We start from the raw sequence: 21,095 nt of genomic DNA on the forward strand, positions 1-21,095 counted from the left end.
CGTTATCGGCCCTGCGACTAAAGTCTTAAGGGGCTGCGCGCTTTTGTCGCATCAGACGAAGGGTTGGGGGGCTTGGAGGAACCAGATCGGGTAATTGCAGTCACTAAGGCTCGATAGTGCGGCCCGGCCCCGATAAATCGGGCTGCACGCCGGGGGATAACCCTGGCATCCGAGGTGAATTTTCTTTATCGTCACCGCCCTTTTTAAAAGCCCTGGAAATCAAAATGTTAGAAGCATCTCTCAGTCAATTGGAACAACTGGTCAGCGACCTGGTACAGCAGAATCAAGAGCTGCTGGGCAGCAACGAATCCCTTAAGGCCGAACTGGCTCGCGCCAAGGACGAAAACGACAGCCTGCAACTGAACCTGATGGAACAGGAAGAAAAGCACGGCGCCACCGCCGCACGCATCCAGGCACTGGTTGAGCGTGTGAGTGCAGGGCCTGTCAGCGCATGAATGAGGGGATAAAGGTCGTTTCGATTCTCGGAGAGGATTACTCGATCAAGGCACCGGCCGGCGAAGATCAGACCCTGATGCATGCCGTGACCATGCTCAAGGCGTCCCTGGCGGTTACCAAGAAAAAGTACCCGACCCTGATCGGTGACAAATTATTGGTATTGGCCGCGCTGAACCTGTGCGCCGAGCAGATCGAAATGCAACAGGCTCACCAGCAGGAACTCGACCGTTACCAAGAGCAAGTCAGCGCCACGGTCGAGGTGATTTCCAAGGCGATCCAGCCTTAGAACCACCCATCCTGCATCCCCAGGCACGTATCGTCGCGTGCCTCCAGAATCGCCAGTTCATGATGGCAGCTCGGTACTTCCCAGGTCAGGAAGTACCGGGCAGCCTGGAGCTTGCCCTTGTAGAAGGCCGCATCGGCCGCGTCATCCTTGGCCAGCCCTTCTTCGGCGCGGATCGCCTGTTCCAGCCAGCGCCAGCCAATCACCGTGTGCCCGAACACTTTCAAGTACAGTGCCGAGTTCGCCAGGCTGCTGTTGACCTTGCCCTGGGCGAGATCGGTCAGCAGGCCAAGCGTGACGCTTTGCAGCCGGTTTACCAGTTGCTCCAGAGGCTCTCGCAGTGCCGTGAGTGAGGTGTACTTTTGCGCCCGGGCTCCGGTTTCGGCGATCAGGCGAATCAGTTGCTTCAAACCGGCGCCCCCGTTCTGCGCCAATTTGCGCCCGAGCAGGTCCAGGGACTGGATGCCGTGGGTGCCTTCGTGGATCGGATTCAAGCGGTTGTCGCGGTAGTACTGCTCCACCGGGTATTCGCGGGTGTAGCCGTGGCCGCCGAGAATCTGGATCGCCAGTTCGTTGGCTTTGAGACAGAACTCCGACGGCCAGGATTTGACGATGGGGGTGAGCAGGTCGAGCAGTTCGTGGGCTTGCTTGCGCTCGGTGTCGGTTGCCAGGGTGGTGGTGTCGTCGAACAGTCGGGCTGCGTAGAGGCCCAGGTCAAAGGCGCCTTCTACATAGGCTTTCTGGGTCAGCAACATGCGCTTGATGTCGGCGTGCTGAATGATCGCCACCGGTGCGGTGCTCGGGTCTTTGCTATCGGGCAGGCGCCCCTGGGGCCGTTCACGGGCATAGTCCAGCGAGTAGAGGTAACCGGCGTAACCGAGCATCACCGCGCCCATGCCCACGCCGATGCGTGCCTCGTTCATCATCTGGAACATGCAGCTCAGGCCCTGGTGCGGTTTGCCCACCAGATAGCCGACACAGTTGCCGTTATCACCGAAGTTAAGTGCCGTGGATGTGGTGCCGCGCCAGCCCATCTTGTGGAACAGCCCCGCCAGCAGCACATCATTGCGAGCGCCCAGGCTGCCGTCCTCGTTGACCAGGAATTTAGGCACGATAAACAGCGAAATACCCTTCACGCCTGCGGGAGCGTCCGGCAACTTGGCCAGCACCATGTGCACGATGTTTTCCGACAGCGAGTGGTCGCCGCCGGAGATGAAGATCTTGTTGCCCTTGAGCCGATAAGTGCCGTCAGCCGCTGGTTCTGCGCGAGTGCGAATGTCCGACAGGGAGGAACCGGCATGGGGCTCGGTCAGGGCCATGGTGCCGAAGAAGCGCCCGTCGATCATCGGTTGCAGGAAGCGCTGCTTCTGCTCCTCGGTACCGAAGCTTTCGATCAGGTTGGCAGCGCCCATGGTCAGGAACGGGTAGGAGGTTGAAGCGGCGTTGGCAGATTGGAAGTGGGCGAAGCAGGCTTGGGACAGCAAGGTCGGCAGTTGCATGCCGCCTGCTTCGAAGCTGCGGGCTGCGTTGAGGAAACCGGCCTCCAGGAAGGCGTCTACGGCGGGTTTGACTTCCGGGATCAGGATTGCTTGGCCGTTCTCATAACGCGGTTCGTTTTCGTCGTTCTTGCGGTTGTGGGGGGCGAAGTACTTTTCGGCGATGCTGCGCGCCGTGCTGATTGCAGCGTCGAAAGTTTCGCGGTTGTGCTCGGCAAACCGCTCACGCTGGGTCAGGCCCTCGGCATCGAGGACTTCGTACAGCTCGAAAGCCAGATTGCGGGAACTGAGCAGCGTCTCGGACATGGCGGATTACCTTTGAAGGAATTGGCCCGAGTCTAAGCGCGTGAATAGAGGCTGGATAGCAAGATTGATCTGGGTGATGGAAGGGCAGAACGCTGGCGCAAGGTGGAGCGCGATCAGTGTGGGAGCTGGCTTGCCTGCGATGAGGCTGTGCCAGTCGACATCTAGGTCACTGGCTCACCGCTATCGCAGGCAAGCCAGCTCCCACACTTTTACCGCGTTGTGTCAGTTAGCCGATGGTCATCAAGCTGGCGTTACCGCCTGCCGCAGCAGTGTTAACGCTCAACGCTCGCTCGATCACCAGGCGCTCCAGGGCAATCGCCGTCTCACCTTGAGACATGCCATGCACCCCAACAATCGCCCCACCACGCTGCGCCACTTGCTGGCACACCGCACGCAGTTGGTCGGAGTCACCGTGATGCAGGACGGCGTCAAACACCACGTCGTCCTTGGTCCAGTCGGCCACGCGCTTGATCTTCGTCTGAATGTCTCGCGGCAGGCGTGGGAACAGGGCCTTGGTCAGCTCGGTTTCCGGCCATACCGCCGAACCGCCGACGGCCAACACTGCCGCCAGTTGAGTCAGCAGATCGCCTTCCACGTCAGCCAGGCACAGCACGTGTTCACGTGGCAGGATCGCATAGCTGTTGCGTTCGCCGGTCGGGCCAGCCAGTTGGCGAGTGATACCGCTTTGCGACTGCGCCGCGAACTGCGTGCACAGCGCGCTCAGCTCACTGAACTTATGGCTGTCAGCCCAGGTTTTCAGAGCGGTCAGCGGTTGGCTCATGGCATCGCGCAGGCGTACGTCCGGTGCAGTCAATGCGTCGCCACGTACGAAGGATTGCTCGATCGCATCGGTAGGACGAGTCGACAGCAGGCGGTACAGGTACAGCGGGCCACCGGCTTTCGGGCCAGTACCCGACAGGCCTTCGCCGCCGAACGGTTGCACGCCGACCACGGCACCCACAATGTTGCGGTTGACGTAGACGTTACCGGCGTTGACGTTGTCGATCACCTTGGCGATGGTTTCGTCGATACGGGTATGCACGCCCAGGGTCAGGCCGTAGCCCGACGCATTGATCTGGCCGATCAACTGGTCGATTTCTTTGCGCTTGTAGCGCACCACGTGCAGTACCGGGCCGAAGATCTCGCGTTGCAGCTCGTCGAAGCTTTCCAGCTCGATCAGGGTTGGCATCACGAAGGTGCCGCGCTTGATCTCTTCACCGTCGGCAATCGCAACCTGATAGACGTTGCGGCCTTTGTCGCGCATGGCCTGGATGTGTTTCTCGATGCCGGCCTTGGCTTCGGCGTCGATCACCGGGCCAATGTCGACCGACAGGCGTTCCGGGTTACCCAGGCGGCATTCAGCCATGGCGCCCTTGAGCATTTCGATTACGCGATCTGCCGAATCTTCCTGCAGGCACAGTACACGCAGGGCCGAGCAACGTTGACCGGCGCTGTCGAAGGCCGACGACACGACGTCGATCACCACTTGTTCGGTGAGCGCTGAGGAGTCGACGATCATCGCGTTCTGGCCACCGGTTTCGGCGATCAGCGGAATCGGGCGACCCTGGGCATCCAGGCGACCGGCGACATTGCGTTGCAGCAAGCGTGCAACCTCGGTGGAGCCAGTGAACATCACGCCTTTGACGCGCTCATCACCCACCAGGCGGGCACCGACGCTTTCGCCCTGGCCCGGCAGCAGTTGCAACACGCCTTCCGGAATACCGGCTTCAAGCAGGATACGCACGGCCTGGGCGGCCACCAGCGGCGTCTGCTCGGCAGGCTTGGCCAGCACCGGGTTACCGGCAGCCAGCGCTGCAGCCACTTGGCCGCTGAAGATGGCGAGCGGGAAGTTCCACGGGCTGATGCACACCACCGGGCCCAGTGGGCGGTGGGCGTCATTGGTGAAGTCGTTGCGCGCCTGCACCGCGTAGTAACGCAGGAAGTCCACGGCTTCACGCACTTCGGCAATGGCGTTGGCGAAGGTCTTGCCGGCTTCACGGGCCAGCAGGCCCATCAGCGGCTGGATCTCGCCTTCCATCAGGTCTGCGGCGCGTTCCAGGATCGCGGCGCGTTCGGCGGGCGGGGTGGCCTGCCAGATCGGCGCGGCGCTGATGGCGCACTGGATCGCATTGTCGACGTCTTCGACGGTGGCTTCCTGAACATGACCGACTACATCACGCAGGTCGGACGGGTTCAGTACCGGCTGTGCGGCTTCCTGGCTGGAGGCGCAACCGAGCATCGGCGCGGCTTTCCAGTTGTTGTGGGCGGTCGCCAGCAGGGCGCAGGACAACGACGCCAGACGGTGTTCGTTGGCCAGGTCGATACCGGCCGAGTTGGCGCGGTCGCTGCCATACAGGTCACGCGGCAGCGGAATACGCGGGTGCGGCAGGCCGAAGCCGCCTTCCAGCGTGGCCATCTGCTCAATGCTGGCCACTGGATCGGCCACCAGTTCCTGGATCGAGATCGATTGGTCGGCGATGCGGTTGACGAACGAGGTGTTGGCGCCGTTTTCCAGCAGGCGGCGTACCAGGTAGGCCAGCAGCGTTTCGTGGGTACCGACCGGCGCGTACACACGGCACGGACGGTTCAGCTTGCCTTCGGAAACCTTGCCCACCACTTGTTCGTACAGCGGTTCACCCATGCCGTGCAGGCATTGGAACTCGTACTGGCCGGGGTAATAGTTCTGACCGGCGATGTGGTAGATGGCCGACAGAGTGTGGGCGTTGTGCGTGGCGAACTGCGGGTAGATGGCTTCCGGCACCGACAACAGTTTGCGTGCACAGGCAATGTAGGAAACGTCGGTGTACACCTTGCGGGTGTAGACCGGGTAGCCTTCCAGGCCCTCGACCTGGGCGCGCTTGATTTCGCTGTCCCAGTACGCGCCTTTTACCAGACGGATCATCAGGCGATGGCGGCTGCGGCGGGCCAGGTCGATGACGTAGTCAATCACATACGGGCAACGCTTCTGGTAAGCCTGGATCACAAAACCGATGCCGTTCCAGCCGGTCAGTTGCGGCTCGAAGCACAGACGCTCCAGCAGGTCCAGGGACAGTTCCAGGCGGTCGGCTTCTTCGGCGTCGATGTTCAGGCCGATGTCGTACTGCTTGGCCAGCAAGGTCAGCGACAGCAGGCGCGGGTACAACTCGTCCATCACGCGCTCGTACTGCGCACGGCTGTAGCGCGGGTGCAGGGCAGAGAGCTTGATGGAGATGCCCGGGCCTTCATAGATCCCGCGGCCATGGGAGGCTTTGCCGATGGAGTGAATGGCTTGTTCGTACGAGGCCAGGTACTTCTGGGCATCGTGTTCGGTGAGGGCGGCTTCACCGAGCATGTCGTAGGAGTAGCGGAAACCCTTGGCTTCGAACTTGCTCGCATTGGCCAGGGCTTCGGCGATGGTTTCGCCGGTGACGAACTGCTCGCCCATCAGGCGCATGGCCATGTCGACGCCTTTGCGAATCATCGGCTCGCCGCTTTTGCCGATGATGCGGCTCAGGGACGAGGTCAGGCCCGCTTCGTTGTGGGTCGATACCAGCTTGCCAGTCAGCAGCAGGCCCCAGGTGGCGGCGTTGACGAACAGCGATGGGCTGTTGCCCAGGTGCGGCTGCCAGTTGCCGGTGCTGATCTTGTCGCGGATCAGCGCGTCACGGGTGCCTTTGTCCGGGATGCGCAGCAGCGCTTCGGCCAGGCACATCAGCGCCACGCCTTCCTGGGACGACAGGGAGAATTCCTGCAGCAGGCCCTGGACGATACCGGCACGGCCACCGGCGCTCTTCTGGTTGCGCAGTTTTTCGGCAATGGTGGCGGCCAGCTTGTTGGTGGCTTCGGCCATGTCTGCCGGCAGGCGCGCCTGCTCGATCAGCATCGGCACCACTTCCGGCTCCGGGCGGCGGTAAGCGGCGGTGATCGACGCGCGCAGTACCGATTGGGGCAGGATGCTTTCAGCGAACTCAAGGAAGCACTGGTGGGCGTGGTCAACCTGGATCTCACCCGCGTCTTCGGCTTCCTTGCTGCTCAAGCCATTGAGCTCGGACAGGGTTGCACCACCCTCGAGTTTCTCCAGGTAATTGAAAATTGCCTGCTTGATCAGCCAGTGCGGCGTGCGATCAATGGAGGTCGCGGCGGCCTTGAGGCGTTCGCGGGTCGGGTCGTCGAGTTTGACCCCAAGGGTGGTCGTTGCCATTTTCTTATCCTCATGGGTGCCACTACCGAGTGGCATCTGCTGGCGGCAAGATTAGCTTTGCCCATGCAGAGGTGCAACCGGGTGCAACCCTTTTGTTCAGGAAATTTTCGACGGTTGATCGGAAAAAAACAGGCCTTCGACAAAATCCGCTTTGCATTGGTGCATTTGCTTCTGAGATCGGCTGTTCTTGCTCCGAAAAGGAGCAAAAACAGGGCGTTTGTCCTAAATCACGCTTGGGTGCAACTTATTCGCAAGAAACTGGTTGCACCTTATTTGCTTTGTTGAATAGCATTCGCGCACCAAGGTGCAACCACCTCTAAGGTTTGGTTCATCGGCTGGCGGCTTTCCTGGGGAAACGCCAGTCATAAATGCGCGGCTAGCAGGCTCGTCTACTTAGGTTATCAACCCGTAGCGAACTGACAGACCGTCGCTACATAAAAACAAAGCCAGGGCGTCACTCATATGAGCGTTAGCAATCCAACCCTGATCACGTTCGTGATCTACATCGCAGCAATGGTGCTGATCGGCTTGATGGCCTATCGCTCCACCAACAACCTTTCCGATTACATCCTCGGCGGTCGCAGCCTCGGTAGCGTGGTGACAGCTTTGTCGGCCGGTGCTTCCGACATGAGCGGCTGGTTGTTGATGGGCTTGCCGGGCGCCATCTACATGTCCGGCCTGTCGGAAAGCTGGATTGCCATCGGCCTGATCGTCGGTGCTTACCTCAACTGGCTGTTCGTGGCCGGCCGCCTGCGGGTGCAGACCGAACACAACGGCGACGCCCTGACCCTGCCGGACTACTTCTCCAGCCGCTTCGAAGATAAAAGCGGCCTGCTGCGGATCATCTCCGCGGTGGTGATCCTGGTGTTCTTCACCATTTACTGTGCTTCCGGCATCGTCGCCGGTGCCCGCCTGTTCGAAAGCACCTTCGGCATGTCCTACGAGACGGCGCTGTGGGCCGGTGCTGCGGCAACGATTGCCTACACCTTTATCGGTGGTTTCCTGGCGGTGAGCTGGACCGACACCGTACAAGCCACGCTGATGATCTTCGCGCTGATCCTTACGCCGATCATCGTGCTGCTGGCGACCGGCGGTGTAGACACCACTTTCCTGGCCATCGAAGCCAAGGACCCGACCAACTTCGACATGCTGAAAAACACCACCTTCATCGGCATCATCTCGCTGATGGGCTGGGGCCTGGGCTACTTCGGCCAGCCGCACATCCTCGCGCGTTTCATGGCGGCCGATTCGGTGAAGTCGATCGCCAAGGCACGTCGCATCTCCATGACCTGGATGATCCTGTGCCTGGGCGGTACCGTGGCAGTGGGCTTCTTCGGCATCGCCTACTTCTCGGCGCACCCTGAAGTGGCAGGTCCGGTGACCGAAAACCCTGAGCGTGTGTTTATCGAACTGGCCAAGATCCTGTTCAACCCATGGGTTGCCGGTGTATTGCTGTCGGCGATCCTCGCGGCGGTGATGAGCACCCTGAGCTGCCAGTTGCTGGTGTGCTCCAGCGCCCTGACCGAAGACTTCTACAAGGCGTTCCTGCGCAAAGGCGCGTCCCAGCTTGAGCTGGTGTGGGTCGGTCGCATCATGGTGCTGGTCGTGGCCTTGATCGCCATCGCCATGGCTGCCAACCCGGAAAACCGCGTACTGGGCCTGGTCAGCTACGCCTGGGCCGGTTTCGGTGCTGCGTTCGGCCCTGTGGTACTGATCTCGGTGATCTGGAAACACATGACCCGCAACGGCGCACTGGCCGGCATCCTGGTTGGTGCGATCACCGTGATCGTGTGGAAACACTTCGAACTGCTGGGCTTGTACGAAATCATCCCTGGCTTCATCTTCGCCAGCCTGGCGATCTACTTCGTGAGCAAGATGGGCGCACCGACTGCCGGTATGGTCGAGCGCTTTGATGCGGCGGAAAAAGACTACAACCTCAACAAGTAATTGCGATGGGCGCTGAACGCCCCTCCAGTTGAAAAAAAGCGGCCCGCGTCCTTTGGATGGCGGGCCGTTTTTGTTTCCGCAGGTCAAGCTCATTGCCTTCGAGGAGGACTGGGTGAAGGCGGCGGTAGGACCTTACTGATTTGCCGGCGATGCGCCCGGCCCGGCAAAAAGCTGGTGCAGAATCGGCGGCCACCCTTCGCAGAGAAACACCGGATGTTCGCTCCTGCCAACCAACCTGCATTTACCCTGGCCCTGGATGGGGCGCCCAGTGACCTCAAGGTGTATGAATTCAGCGGCACCGAGGCTATCAGCCAGCCATACCGTTTTGAACTTGAGCTGGTCAGCGAGCAGCCGGATATCGACCTGGAGAGCCTGCTGCATCGCCAGGTGTACCTGGGTTTCGATGATCGCGGCCATGGGGTGCATGGCCTGGTGTATCGGGTTGCCCAGGGCGATTCCGGCCGCCGCCTGACGCGCTACCAGCTCAGCCTGGCGCCGCACCTGGCGTATCTGGCGCACAGCAGCCACCAACGGGTTTTCCAGCATCAGACGGTGCCGCAGATCGTTGCACAGGTGTTGGCGGGGCAGGGCATTCACAGTGACCGGTTTGAGTTCCGGCTGAGCGGTCATTACCCTGAGCGTGAGTACTGTGTGCAGTTCGGTGAGACGGATCTGGCGTTTATCCAGCGCCTGTGTGCCGAAGTCGGCATTCACTATCACTTTCAGCATTGCCCCGACGCTCATTTGCTGGTGTTTGGTGATGACCAGACGGTTTTTGCCCAGGTCGATCGGCCCACGCCGTACCGGCCTGGGTCGGGCATGGTTGCCCAGGCGCCGGCGATCAAGCGTTTCACGCTGCAACTGGCAACCCGCACCACGGCGGTCAATCTGCGCGATTACGATTTTTGCAAACCGCACCTTGAGCTGGAGAGCACGGCGGTCGACGGGCAGTTGCCCAGGTTGGAGGCCCAGCAATTCCCTGGCCGGTTTTCCGACCGGGCCCACGGCAAGTATCTCGCTCAGCGCAGCCTGGAGCTGCACCGCAGTGACTACCGCATCGCCCAGGGGCAAAGCGACGAGTCGGCCCTTGCCAGTGGCCGGTTCCTGCAGTTGAGCGAGCACCCGCGCGAGGACTGGAATGACTTATGGCTGGTCACCCATGTCACCCACGAAGGCAAGCAGCCCCAGGTGCTGGAGGAGGCGGTCACCGAGGTGGCAGGCGGGGCGTTTCGTCAGGGCTATAGCAACACCTTTGTTGCCGCGCCATGGGATGCAATCTTTCGCCCGCCCTTGCCTGAGTCGCCGCGCCCGACCATAGCGGGTTACCAAAGCGCGGTGGTCACCGGCCCGGTCGACAGTGAAATTCATTGCGATGAATACGGCCGGGTCAAGGTGCAACTGGCCTGGGACCGTATCGGCGAGCACAACGACCACGCCAGTTGCTGGTTGCGGGTGGCCAGTGGCTGGGCCCATGACCGCTATGGTGTGGTGCTGATCCCCAGGGTCGGCATGGAGGTGCTGGTAGGTTTCGTCAATGGTGACCTGGACATGCCGCTGGTAGTGGGCTGTCTGCCTAATGCCGCCACGCCAATGCCCCTCGACCTGCCGGCGGACAAAACCCGCAGCATCCTGCGTAGCCAGAGCAGCCCGGGCGGTGGAGGCTACAACGAACTGCGCATTGAAGACCGCAAAGGCGCGGAGGAAATCTACCTGCGCGCCCAGCGGGACTGGACCCAGCATGTGCTGCACGACCAGCAGGTGCAGGTCGATAACCAGCGCCGTGTGCGGGTGGGCGGCGAGTCGCATCATGAATTGCAGGGCGAAGAACAGCGCGTCACCCACGGCAATCGCCTGACCGAGCTCAAGCAGGATGATCACCTGGCGGTCGGCGGTTCGCAGCATATGCGTGCCGGGCAAACCATCCATTTGGGCGCTGGGCAAAATATTGTCGTTGATGCCGGGGCCAGTGTGACGATTCAAGCGGGCGGGCAATCGATCACGCTGTCGGCGGGCGGGATATTCAGCAGTGTGCCGATCCAGCTCGGCGGTGCGCCTGTTGCGGCGGCGGCACCGTTAATGCCTGGGGTGACGGAAACATTACTGGCCGTTATTCCCGCGCCGCTAAGCCCTGCGCAAGTGGCCAGCCTCAAGCGCAGTGCGCCGTTTTGCGAAGAATGTGAGCGCTGCAAAAACGGGCAGTGTGATATCAGTGCCCACGCACGGAGTTTTCCCTGATGGCCACACCCCTGACGCCCAGCGCCTGGCTGGCCGATAGCCCAATGCAGCCGGACGAGCAGCTCTATGTCGTCATGGGCAGCGCCAGCGAGGCCAAGCCGTTTGCAGCCTGGCAAACCGTGGCGGGCGCGAAACCGCCGCAACCGGTGTGGGCGGGCACGCCCTATGCCGGTTGGAATGAGGTGATACCTTATGTTGGCGTCGTCGAGCCTGGGAGTGCCTTTCTCGATTGGGTGGCCAACACCCGGGCCGTGGACTGGGGCTGGCTGGCGGTGTCTTCGTGCCCGCAGGAGGTTGTGCTCAATCACTTGAAAGGCTTGACCCAGGTGTACCTGCCTGAAGATCAGCCGGTATTTTTGCGCTTCTGGGATGGCACGCAGTTTTTGCCGATGCTGCAGCACTTGGGTGACGATGCCGCAACGATGCTGCCGGTGTTCCAGCGTTATTTAATCAATGGCCAGTCGTTGGCAGTCTCGCCGTGCCCGTTGGCTGCGACCAAACCCAGCCCTTGGTGGCGAGTGCCGGCGCCATTGCTGGCACACCTCGCGCAACAGTCGCCACAGGTGCTGATCGACAACCTGCTCCAATGGCTCCAGGAGCAGCGCCCGGACCTGTACACCGCGTTTTCGCCAGCGATCTTGCAGCACAAGGTCGCCTACTTCGTGCGCAGGCCGGGTATCGGCCATGCCGAGTTGGCGGACTACCTTGCCGCGCAACTGAGTTAAACCCATGAGGCTTGCGTGATATCCGTACCGCCCGCCCTGCGGCCCTGCACCTTTGCGCCGGTAGAAGGTAAACTTCGCCCCCTGCGCAGGAGCAACCATGAATTATCGTCACGCCTTTCACGCCGGCAACCATGCCGATGTCTTCAAACACCTGACCTTGACCCGCCTCATCGCCCTGATGTCGCGCAAGGAACAGCCGTTCGCCTACCTCGACACTCACGCAGGCATTGGCTTGTACGACTTGCAGGGCGACCAGGCCAACCGCACCGGTGAATACCTGGAAGGCATCGCCCGCCTGTGGGGCGCAAGCGACCTGCCGCCGCTTACCGCCGACTACATGCGCGTGCTGCACGAGATGAACCCGGATGGCCAGTTGCGCTACTACCCGGGCTCGCCGGAGCTGGCGCGACGCCTCACGCGGCCACAGGACCGTGTGCTGCTCAACGAGAAGCACCCCGAAGATGGCGTGCTGCTCAAGGACAATATGAAGGGTGATCGCCGGGTCAAGGTGCACCTGGGCGAAGGCTGGCATGTGCCGCGTGCGCTGTTGCCGGTGCCGGAAAAACGCGCGTTGATGCTGATCGATCCGCCGTTCGAGAAGCTCGACGAAATGCAGCGTTGCGCCGCGTCCCTCAAGGAAGCCGTCAGCCGTATGCGCCAGACGGTGGCGGCGATTTGGTACCCGGTGAAAGACCAGCGCATGTTGCGCCGTTTCTACCAGGACTTGGCCGGCACCGGTGCGCCGAAGCTGCTGCGTGTGGAGTTGCTGGTGCATCCGCTGGACACGCCCAATACCCTTACCGGCTCGGGCCTGGCGATTGCCAACCCGCCGTGGGGCCTGGAAGAAGAACTGCGTGAGTTGCTGCCATGGTTGTCCAAGCAACTGGGCCAGACCCAAGGTGGCTGGCAGATGGATTGGCTCATCGCCGAATAATCAGCTGTAGGAGAGAGCTTGCTCGCGAAAATCGTTAACGATAACGCGGGAAACCTGGCGCCCTGCGGCGCTCTCAGGTTTTTCGCGAGCAAGCTCGCTCCTACAGAGGTCGGCGTCAGATCGGGCAGGTCACGCCCGTGCCGCCGATTCCGCAGTAACCCTGGGGATTCTTCGCCAGGTACTGCTGGTGATACGCCTCGGCGAAGTACACCGTCGGGGCTTCTTCGATTTCTGTGGTGATCTCACCCAGGCCGGCCTTGCTCAGCTCTTGCTGATACGCCGCGGCACTGGCCTTGGCTGCCGCCAGTTGCTCAGGCGTAGTGGCGTAGATCACCGAACGGTACTGGCTGCCGATGTCGTTGCCCTGGCGCATGCCCTGGGTCGGGTTGTGCAGTTCCCAGAACATCTTCAACAGGTCTTCGTACTTGACCTTGGCCTGGTCATACACCACCAGCACCACTTCGCTGTGGCCGGTCAGGCCCGAGCAGACTTCTTCGTAAGTCGGGTTAGGCGTGAAGCCGCCGGCGTAGCCGACCACGGTGCTGACCACGCCGTCGCGTTGCCAGAACTTGCGTTCCGCGCCCCAGAAACAACCCAGGCCGAAGATCGCAAAACCGACGTCATCCAGAAAAGGGCCCAGCAGTGGGTTGCCGTTGACGAAGTGGGTTTCCGGTAGCTTCATTGGGGTTTCACGGCCAGGCAAAGCTTGTTCTTGAGTAGGCAGCACGTTTTTGTTCACCAGAATTTCCGAGCGCAAGACCATGATCAGTCCTCTCGTCAGGTTGAGTAACAGTAAATTGTCAGACAGTCAGTGTGCCCGAGTGTTACAGCGCTGTCAGGCGATTGGCCCGCGCGGGTAGCGTTTAAGCATTGTCAGCAGCTCTGCGCCGGGAATCGGGCGGTCGAACAGGTAGCCCTGGCCCACATCACAGCGATGCCTGCGCAGAAACGCCAACTGCTCGGCTGTCTCGATACCTTCGGCCACCACCTTGAGCTTGAGGTTGTGGGCCATGGCGATCACCGCCGAGGTGATTTCCATGTCGTCCTGGTTATCCGGGATTTCATGGATAAAGCTGCGATCAATCTTAATGATGTCGATGGGGAATTTTTTCAAGTAGCTCAGCGACGAGTAACCGGTACCGAAGTCGTCCATGGCCAGGGTCAGGCCAAAACTTTTCAGCTGGTCCAGCTGCAGGCGCGTGTCTTCGGTGGCTTCCAGCAGCAAACCTTCGGTCAGCTCCAGCTCCAGCAGGTTGGCCGGTAGCTGTTCTTCCTTGAGGATGGTGGCAATCGAGGCCACCAGGTCCGGGTCGGAAAACTGCTTGGGCGACAGGTTGATCGCCACCTGCAGATTACCCATGCCGGCGGCGCTCAACTGCTTGCTCATGCGGCACGCCTGGCGGGCGATCCATTTGCCGATGGGAATGATCAGCCCGGTTTCTTCTGCCACGCTGATGAACTGGTCGGGGCGGATCATGCCTTTTTCCGGGTGGTTCCAGCGCAACAGGGCTTCCATGCCCAGCAGACGGCCGCTGCGCAGGCACAGTTTGGGCTGATAGAACACGTCCAGCTCGTTCTGGGTCAGGGCGCGACGCAGGTTGTTTTCCACGAACAGCTTGTAGCTGGCTTCGGCATTCAAGGCTTCGGTAAACACCTGCACCTGGTGTTTGCCATTGGCCTTGGCCTTGTGCAGCGCCAACCCTGCGTTACGCATCAAGGTCTGCGGGTCGCGGCCATGCAGCGGCGCACAGGCCAGGCCCACGGAGCCGGTGACGCTGATCAACTGGTTGTCGACGAACATCGGCTTGTCGAGCGTGGCCAGCAACTGGCTGGCGACCTGCTGGCCGGTCTCAAGGTCTGCGTCGTCCAGCAGCACTGCGAACTCGTTACTGGCAAAGCGCGCCAGGCTGCCGCTGCTGCTCAAACTGTTGCGCAAGCGGCGGGCCAGGCTGATCAGCAGCTTGTCGCCGGTCTGGTGCCCGAGGCTGTCATTGATCCGCTTGAAGTTGTCGATGTCTACCAGCAGCAGGCTGATGGGGCTGTCGCTGTCGCGGGCAAAGCGTTCGTCGAGGTTGCGGATGAACGCAGGCCGGTTGCCCAGGTTGGTCAGGTTGTCGGTGTAGGCCAGGCGCTCGATGCGCTGTTGCGCCAGCTTGGTCTGGGTGATGTCTTCGTAGATGCCGATGTAGTGCGTCAACTCACGGTTATCGCCATACACCTTGGAAATCGACAATTGGCCCCAGTAGGGCTCCAGATTCTTGCGCCGACTTTTGAACTCACCTTGCCAGCTGTTGCTCTTGGCCAGGGCCGAAGGCGCGTCGAACAGTAATTCACTGAGGTTTTCCAGGGCCGGCAGTTGCGCCAGGCGGTGGCCGTGGACTTCTTCGGCGCTGTACTGGGTTATTGCAGTGAAGCTTGGGTTGACGTACTCCACCACGCCGTCGCAATTGACCAGCAGAAACGCGTTGGCGCTTTGTTCCACCGCACGCTGGAACAGGTGCAGGGCGCTGGTGGCGGTGCGGCGGTTGTGGTTGTTGATGACTTGGGCGAACTGGTCTGCCAGCTCGCCGGCAAACGCGATTTCATCGGACTGCCAGGCACGTGAGCTGCTGCTTTGTTCCAGGCACAGCACGCCGACGACCTGGCCGTCGACACGAATGCTGGCGTCGAGCATCGCGTGAATATTGTTGGCGCGCAGGCTCTCGGCCATTTCCCGGGTACGCGGGTCACGTTGGGCATGGGTGGCGTCGATGGCGCGGCTGGAGTGCAGGGCTTCCAGGTAATCCGGGAAACCGCTGGCATCGATGGCCTTGGGCAGGCGGTGCTGTTGGTCGGCGCGGTGGTACGCCGAGATAGGCACCAGATGTTGGCCTTCCAGGTGCCAGATGCTGGCGCAGTCGATCTGGTAGATGTCGCACGCGCTGCGGGTGATCAGCTCGGCGGCTTCTTGCAGCGAATTGGGTGTGGTGTAGCGCTGTCGGGCCAGCAGCAGGATCAGTTCCTGCTGGGCGCGCACCCGTTCCAGGTGTTGCAACTGTTCTTGCTGCGCACGCTGGTTGAGCTCCAGGGCGATTTGCAGGCGACTGTTCTGGTTTTCCAGGTCGGCGGTCGGGGCGGGCGCGGCGGTTTCACCAAACAGCCCGTCAACCACCATCAGGTAACCGCGCAGCAGATGGCGGTTGTGTTGTTTGTAAGCCTCGCCCATTTCCAGCAGGCTCAGCGGGCCATCATGGGTGTGCAGGGTGTAGCGCACCAGGTAATGGGGGCTTTGGGTCAGTTGCTGCTGAATTGCATCATGCAACTGATAGCGCGCCTGGGGTTCCATCAGGCTGGCGTAGGGTGTACCGATCAGGGCGCAGAGCTCTACCGCCGGCAGGCCGAATTGACGTTCGCAATTGGGGTCGAGGTAAAGCAGGGCCCAGCTTGCCTCATTAAGCCGCTCGAAACGCAGCATACCGAGGCGCGAAGGCACCGGTAATTGCGTCACTACCTCGGCCGCCATACGGGCGACATCGGGTTGGCTTTTCATGGGGAGACTCGCTTGGAAAAATGCGCACTGCGCTGGGCTCACGCCCTCTTGACTGTCGACTGCGGCAAGGTTGCATCATGCAGCACGCAGTGACAAGAGAGGATGAAGGCTAAGTGCTATAAGCCTGTTATCGGCCGCGCGACGGATTTCTGTAATTGGGGTGATCGGTGGTTCACGCCTGTCCTCTGTAGGAGCGAGGGGGACGCCTAGTTCTTGCTCGCGAAAAACGCCAGGGCACCGCGTTTATCCAGAAGACCCGCGTCATCGTTGATGATCTTCGCGAGCAAGCTCGCTCCTACAAAAAAACAGGCAAAAAAAGCCCCGCCAAGTGGCGGGGTTGAGGTACGAGCGTGGCGCTCGGAAATCGGTGTGGCAAGGGCCTTCCCGGTCACAGGAAGGCCCTGCGACTTACAGCAGGATGGTGCGAATGTCGTTCAGCAACTGGCTCAGGCGCTGGGTGAAGCGCGCAGCCGCGGCGCCGTTGATCACACGGTGATCGTAGGACAGCGACAGTGGCAGCATCAGCTTCGGTTGGAACGCTTTACCGTCCCACACAGGCTGGATGGTGGCCTTGGACACACCCAGGATCGCCACTTCCGGCGCGTTGACGATTGGCGTGAAGCCAGTGCCGCCAATGTGGCCGAGGCTGGAGATGGTGAAGCAGGCGCCCTGCATGTCGTCCGGGGTGAGCTTCTTGTCGCGGGCCTTGGCCGCCAGCGCAGCCGCTTCGCCGGCCAGTTGCAGGAGGCTCTTCTGATCGACGTTCTTGATGACCGGTACCAGCAGGCCATCCGGGGTGTCGACCGCGAAGCCGATGTGCACGTACTTCTTGCGAATGATTGCCTTGCCGCTTGGTGCCAGCGAGCTGTTGAAGTCCGGCAGTTCCTTGAGCAGGTGGGCGCAGGCCTTGAGCAGCAGTGGCAGCACGGTCAGCTTCACGCCGGCCTTCTCGGCCACGGCTTTCTGCGCAACGCGGAACGCTTCCAGGTCGGTGATATCGGCCTGGTCGAATTGAGTCACGTGCGGGATATTCAGCCAGCTGGCGTGCAGACCTGCCGCGCCGATTTGCATCAGGCGGGTCATCGGCACTTCTTCGATTTCGCCGAAACGGCTGAAATCCACGGTACGGATCGGCGGTATGCCCGAACCACCGGTAGCGCCGCCGGCAGCCGGAGCTTCCTTGGCTTTTTGCATCATGGCTTTGACGTAAGCCTGCACGTCTTCCTTCAGCACACGGCCGTGAGGGCCGCTGGCTGCAACAGCGCTCAGCTCGACGCCGAATTCACGGGCCAGCTGACGCACGGCTGGGCCGGCGTGAACCTTGGCACCGCTTGGCGCAGGTGCGGCAGCCGCAGGGGCCGGTGCAGCCTCGGCTTTTGCGGCAGGTGCAGGGGCAGCAGCGGCAGGTGCCGCTTCAGCCTTGGCAGCCGGAGCAGCAGCCGGTGCTGGTGCGGCGGCTGGCGCAGCACCTTGTACTTTAAGCTTGAGGATGAAGTCACCGGTGCCGACTTCGTCTTCCAGCTTGACCGCGATGCTTTCCACCACGCCGGCAGCCGGCGAAGGGATTTCCATGGAAGCCTTGTCGGACTCCAGGGTGATCAGCGACTGGTCGGCTTCGACGGTGTCGCCGACCTTGACCAGCAACTCGATGATCTTGGCCTTGCCCGACGAGCCGATGTCCGGAACGTGAATGTCCTGGACGGTCGCGGCGGCAGGTGCAGCGGCCGGGGCTGGAGCAGCCTCGGAAGCGGCAGGCTTTTCAGCGGCAGGCGCAGGTGCAGCAGCGGCAGCAGGAGCCGCCGCAGGGGCTGCATCAGCAGCGCCTTCGATTTCCAGCTCCAGCAGTTCGTCGCCTTCTTTCAGGCGATCGCCCAGCTTGACCTTCAGGCTCTTGACCACGCCGGCCTTGGGAGCAGGAATTTCCATGCTCGCCTTGTCCGACTCCAGGGTCAGGATGCTCTGGTCGGCTTCGACGGTGTCGCCGACCTTCACAAACAGCTCGATTACTTCACCTTCACCGCTGCCGATGTCAGGTACGCGAATGAGTTCGCTCACAAAAAATCTCCTCAGCAGTCCAGTGGGTTGCGTTTTTCCGGGTTGATCCCGAACTTGACGATGGCGTCAGCCACCACCTTGGGTTCGATCTCACCACGGTCAGCCAAGGCTTCCAGGGCTGCCAACACCACGAAGTGACGGTCGACCTCGAAGAAGTGACGCAGCTTCTTGCGGCTGTCACTGCGGCCGAAACCATCGGTGCCCAGGACTTTGAATTCCTTGGACGGGACCCACTGGCGAATTTGTTCAGCAAACAGTTTCATGTAGTCGGTAGAGGCAATGACTGGACCCTTACGGCCGGCCAGGCACTCTTCAACGTAGCTCTTGGCTGGCTTCTGGCCAGGGTGCAGACGGTTGCTGCGCTCTACGGCCAGGCCGTCGCGACGCAGTTCGTTGAAGCTGGTAACGCTCCACACGTCGGCACCGACGTTGAATTCGTCACGCAGGATCTTCGCCGCTTCACGCACTTCGCGCAGGATGGTGCCGGAGCCCATCAGCTGTACGTGGTGCGCCGCTTCCTTGGTGTCTTCTTCGAGCAGGTACATGCCCTTGATGATGCCTTCTTCCACACCGGCCGGCATGGCTGGCTGCTGATAGGACTCGTTCATCACGGTGATGTAGTAGAAAACGTCCTGCTGCTCTTCGGTCATCTTCTTCATGCCGTCCTGGATGATCACCGCCAGCTCATAGCCGTAGGTTGGATCAAAGGTGCGGCAGTTCGGGATGGTGGCAGCCAGGATGTGGCTGTGACCGTCTTCGTGTTGCAGGCCTTCGCCGTTCAGCGTGGTACGGCCGGCGGTGCCGCCGATCAGGAAGCCACGGGTGCGGCTGTCGCCAGCGGCCCAGGCCAGGTCGCCGATACGCTGGAAGCCGAACATCGAGTAGAAGATGTAGAACGGCAGCATTGGCTGGTTGTGGCTGGAGTACGAAGTACCGGCAGCGATGAAGGAGCTCATGGCGCCCGCTTCGTTGATGCCTTCTTCGAGGATCTGGCCCTTCTTGTCTTCCTTGTAGAACATCACCTGGTCTTTATCGACTGGCTCGTAGAGCTGGCCGACGGAGGAGTAGATGCCCAACTGACGGAACATGCCTTCCATACCGAAGGTACGGGCTTCGTCCGGGATGATCGGAACGATGCGTGGGCCGATGTCCTTGTCCTTGACCAACTGCGCCAGAATACGCACGAAGGCCATGGTGGTGGAGATTTCACGGTCGCCCGAGCCGTCAAGGATAGCCTTGAGGGTGCTCAGGTCTGGCGTCGGTACGCTGAAGCTGTTGGCGCGGCGCTGTGGCACGAAACCGCCCAGTGCGCTGCGACGCTCGCTCAGATAGCGGGCTTCGGCGCTGTTTGGCTCCGGCTTGAAGAACGGCAGGTTCTCCAGCTCTTCGTCCTTGACCGGGATGTCGAAGCGGTCGCGGAACAACTTCAGGCTGTCGACATCGACTTTCTTGGTGTTGTGCGCGGTGTTCTTCGCTTCGCCGGCACCGGTGCCATAACCCTTGATGGTCTTGGCCAGGATGACGGTCGGTTGTTCTTTGTGGTTGACCGCTTCGTGGTACGCCGCGTAGACCTTGTACGGGTCGTGGCCGCCACGGTTGAGCTTCCAGATCTCGTCGTCGGACAGGTCGGCAACCATCGCCTTGAGTTCAGGCGTGTTGAAGAAGTGCTCGCGAACGAACGCGCCGTCTTTGGCCTTGTAGTTCTGGTACTCGCCGTCGATGACTTCGTCCATGCGACGTTGCAGGATACCGTCGACGTCCTTGGCCAGCAGTGGGTCCCAGAAACGGCCCCAGATGACTTTGGTCACGTTCCACTGAGCACCGCGGAACACGCCTTCGAGTTCCTGGATGATCTTGCCGTTGCCGCGAACCGGGCCGTCGAGGCGCTGCAGGTTGCAGTTGATGACGAAGATCAGGTTGTCGAGCTTCTCGCGGCCGGCCAGGGAAATGGCACCCAGGGATTCCGGCTCGTCGCACTCGCCGTCGCCCAGGAAGCACCAGACCTTCTGCTTGCCTTCCGGGATGAAGCCACGGGCTTCCAGGTACTTCATGAAGCGTGCCTGGTAGATCGCCTGGATCGGGCCCAGACCCATGGATACGGTCGGGAACTGCCAGAAATCAGGCATCAGCCAAGGGTGCGGGTAGGACGACAGGCCCTGACCGTCGACTTCCTGGCGGAAGTTGTTCATTTGTTCTTCGCTGATGCGACCTTCCATGAACGCACGGGCGTAGACGCCTGGCGAGGTGTGGCCCTGGAAGTAGATCAGGTCGCCGCCGTGTTCGTCGGTGGGGGCCTGGAAGAAGTAGTTGAAGCCGATGTCATACAGGGTTGCGCTGGAAGCGAAGCTGGAGATGTGACCGCCCAGGTCCGAATCTTTCAAGTTCGTGCGCATTACCATCGCCATGGCGTTCCAGCGTACCAGCGAGCGAATGCGGCGTTCCATGAACAGGTCGCCAGGCATGCGTGCTTCGTGGGTAACGGGGATGGTGTTGCGGTATGGCGTAGTGATGGCGTAAGGCAGTTGCGAGCCGCTGCGGGTCGCGAGTTCGCCCATACGGGTCATCAGGTAGTGAGCACGGTCTTCGCCTTCTTTGTCGAGAACCGATTCCAGGGCGTCCAGCCATTCCTGGGTTTCGACGGGATCGAGGTCTTGCATGGCTTGCTCCAGGGCGGAAAGGCTACCAGAATCGGTTGCCTGAAGTTTGCGACTGGCCTTGTGGGCAGACGACATAAATTCTTGGATGGCCGAAGGTTGCTTCGGCGTCCTGTAGTTTTACTACAAATCGTCGGCCATTTCAGCCTTTCGAATGTATATACGAGTAGTAAAACTACACAAGACTGAGCGTATGGCTCGGTCTTGCTGGTGAGCATAATCGTTATTGTTGGTCTATTGCGAACAAGAAAAGGTGAAACTTTGATGTTGCCTGCCAAGATTAATTTAATTTCAG

The 21,095-nt window shown here is 61.0% G+C and carries 12 protein-coding genes; 6 read left to right on the forward strand and 6 right to left on the reverse strand.

Annotated elements, in window-relative coordinates:
* Nucleotides 1–224 precede the first annotated feature (224 nt).
* Both JFT63_RS19635 and JFT63_RS19640 read left to right on the forward strand, forming a co-directional pair.
* A complete protein-coding gene (locus JFT63_RS19635; RefSeq protein WP_003187970.1) occupies nucleotides 225–455 on the forward strand; it encodes a hypothetical protein in 231 nt (76 codons plus the stop codon).
* Nucleotides 452–742 (forward strand): cell division protein ZapA, encoded by a 291-nt coding sequence (locus JFT63_RS19640; protein ID WP_005784113.1) that lies wholly within the window; start codon nucleotides 452–454, stop codon nucleotides 740–742. The genes JFT63_RS19635 and JFT63_RS19640 overlap by 4 nt, the downstream gene beginning before the upstream one ends.
* Here JFT63_RS19640 and JFT63_RS19645 read toward each other — a convergent pair.
* Both JFT63_RS19645 and putA read right to left on the reverse strand, forming a co-directional pair.
* Nucleotides 739–2,541, reverse strand: coding sequence for an acyl-CoA dehydrogenase (locus JFT63_RS19645; protein ID WP_198844563.1), 1,803 nt, complete (start codon nucleotides 2,539–2,541; stop codon nucleotides 739–741). The two genes, JFT63_RS19640 and JFT63_RS19645, sit on opposite strands and share 4 nt — an antisense overlap.
* Nucleotides 2,542–2,767: 226 nt before the next feature.
* The gene (gene putA / locus JFT63_RS19650; RefSeq protein ID WP_198844564.1) at nucleotides 2,768–6,721 is read right to left on the reverse strand and encodes a trifunctional transcriptional regulator/proline dehydrogenase/L-glutamate gamma-semialdehyde dehydrogenase; all 3,954 of its coding nucleotides are present in this window, start codon (nucleotides 6,719–6,721) and stop codon (nucleotides 2,768–2,770) included.
* Nucleotides 6,722–7,183: 462 nt separating this feature from the next.
* Between putA and putP the strand changes: the two genes are divergently transcribed.
* From putP to JFT63_RS19670, 4 genes are all read left to right on the forward strand, one after another.
* Nucleotides 7,184–8,668: a sodium/proline symporter PutP gene (putP, locus tag JFT63_RS19655; RefSeq protein ID WP_043050728.1), complete on the forward strand. Its 1,485-nt coding sequence runs from the start codon at nucleotides 7,184–7,186 to the stop codon at nucleotides 8,666–8,668.
* Nucleotides 8,669–8,881: 213 nt separating this feature from the next.
* Nucleotides 8,882–10,903: a type VI secretion system Vgr family protein gene (locus tag JFT63_RS19660; protein WP_198844565.1), complete on the forward strand. Its 2,022-nt coding sequence runs from the start codon at nucleotides 8,882–8,884 to the stop codon at nucleotides 10,901–10,903.
* The gene (locus tag JFT63_RS19665; RefSeq protein WP_198844566.1) at nucleotides 10,903–11,628 is read left to right on the forward strand and encodes a DUF4123 domain-containing protein; all 726 of its coding nucleotides are present in this window, start codon (nucleotides 10,903–10,905) and stop codon (nucleotides 11,626–11,628) included. Before JFT63_RS19660 ends, JFT63_RS19665 begins: the two co-directional genes overlap by 1 nt.
* Before the next feature lie 97 nt (nucleotides 11,629–11,725).
* Nucleotides 11,726–12,562, forward strand: a complete 837-nt coding sequence (locus JFT63_RS19670) for a 23S rRNA (adenine(2030)-N(6))-methyltransferase RlmJ (RefSeq protein ID WP_032893901.1) — start codon at nucleotides 11,726–11,728, stop codon at nucleotides 12,560–12,562.
* Between the two features lie 115 nt (nucleotides 12,563–12,677).
* Here the strand turns inward: JFT63_RS19670 and msrA are convergent, their stop codons facing one another.
* The 4 genes from msrA to aceE all read right to left on the reverse strand — a co-directional run bounded on the left by msrA (nucleotide 12,678) and on the right by aceE (nucleotide 20,803).
* Nucleotides 12,678–13,325 (reverse strand): peptide-methionine (S)-S-oxide reductase MsrA, encoded by a 648-nt coding sequence (gene msrA / locus JFT63_RS19675; protein WP_032893900.1) that lies wholly within the window; start codon nucleotides 13,323–13,325, stop codon nucleotides 12,678–12,680.
* Between the two features lie 72 nt (nucleotides 13,326–13,397).
* On the reverse strand, nucleotides 13,398–16,091 hold the full coding sequence (locus tag JFT63_RS19680) for a putative bifunctional diguanylate cyclase/phosphodiesterase (RefSeq protein ID WP_198844567.1): 2,694 nt from the start codon (nucleotides 16,089–16,091) through the stop codon (nucleotides 13,398–13,400).
* Nucleotides 16,092–16,499: 408 nt separating this feature from the next.
* Complete coding sequence (aceF, locus tag JFT63_RS19685) at nucleotides 16,500–18,146, reverse strand: dihydrolipoyllysine-residue acetyltransferase (protein ID WP_198844568.1); 1,647 nt, start codon at nucleotides 18,144–18,146, stop codon at nucleotides 16,500–16,502.
* Between the two features lie 11 nt (nucleotides 18,147–18,157).
* The gene (gene aceE, locus JFT63_RS19690; RefSeq protein WP_003187985.1) at nucleotides 18,158–20,803 is read right to left on the reverse strand and encodes a pyruvate dehydrogenase (acetyl-transferring), homodimeric type; all 2,646 of its coding nucleotides are present in this window, start codon (nucleotides 20,801–20,803) and stop codon (nucleotides 18,158–18,160) included.
* Between the last annotated feature and the right edge of the window lie 292 nt (nucleotides 20,804–21,095).

Source organism: Pseudomonas sp. MF7453 (genome assembly GCF_016405455.1).
GTDB classification, from domain to species: Bacteria; Pseudomonadota; Gammaproteobacteria; order Pseudomonadales; family Pseudomonadaceae; genus Aquipseudomonas; species Aquipseudomonas paralactis.

Bases quoted from the DNA above. Each gene is read 5' to 3' on its own strand.
- JFT63_RS19680 (WP_198844567.1), bottom strand. From the start codon at position 16,091: ATGAAAAGCCAACCCGATGTCGCCCGTATGGCGGCCGAGGTAGTGACG.
- JFT63_RS19660 (WP_198844565.1), top strand. From the start codon at position 8,882: ATGTTCGCTCCTGCCAACCAACCTGCATTTACCCTGGCCCTGGATGGG.
- msrA (WP_032893900.1), bottom strand. From the start codon at position 13,325: ATGGTCTTGCGCTCGGAAATTCTGGTGAACAAAAACGTGCTGCCTACT.
- JFT63_RS19640 (WP_005784113.1), top strand. From the start codon at position 452: ATGAATGAGGGGATAAAGGTCGTTTCGATTCTCGGAGAGGATTACTCG.
- JFT63_RS19665 (WP_198844566.1), top strand. From the start codon at position 10,903: ATGGCCACACCCCTGACGCCCAGCGCCTGGCTGGCCGATAGCCCAATG.
- putA (WP_198844564.1), bottom strand. From the start codon at position 6,721: ATGGCAACGACCACCCTTGGGGTCAAACTCGACGACCCGACCCGCGAA.
- putP (WP_043050728.1), top strand. From the start codon at position 7,184: ATGAGCGTTAGCAATCCAACCCTGATCACGTTCGTGATCTACATCGCA.
- JFT63_RS19645 (WP_198844563.1), bottom strand. From the start codon at position 2,541: ATGTCCGAGACGCTGCTCAGTTCCCGCAATCTGGCTTTCGAGCTGTAC.
- JFT63_RS19635 (WP_003187970.1), top strand. From the start codon at position 225: ATGTTAGAAGCATCTCTCAGTCAATTGGAACAACTGGTCAGCGACCTG.
- JFT63_RS19670 (WP_032893901.1), top strand. From the start codon at position 11,726: ATGAATTATCGTCACGCCTTTCACGCCGGCAACCATGCCGATGTCTTC.
- aceE (WP_003187985.1), bottom strand. From the start codon at position 20,803: ATGCAAGACCTCGATCCCGTCGAAACCCAGGAATGGCTGGACGCCCTG.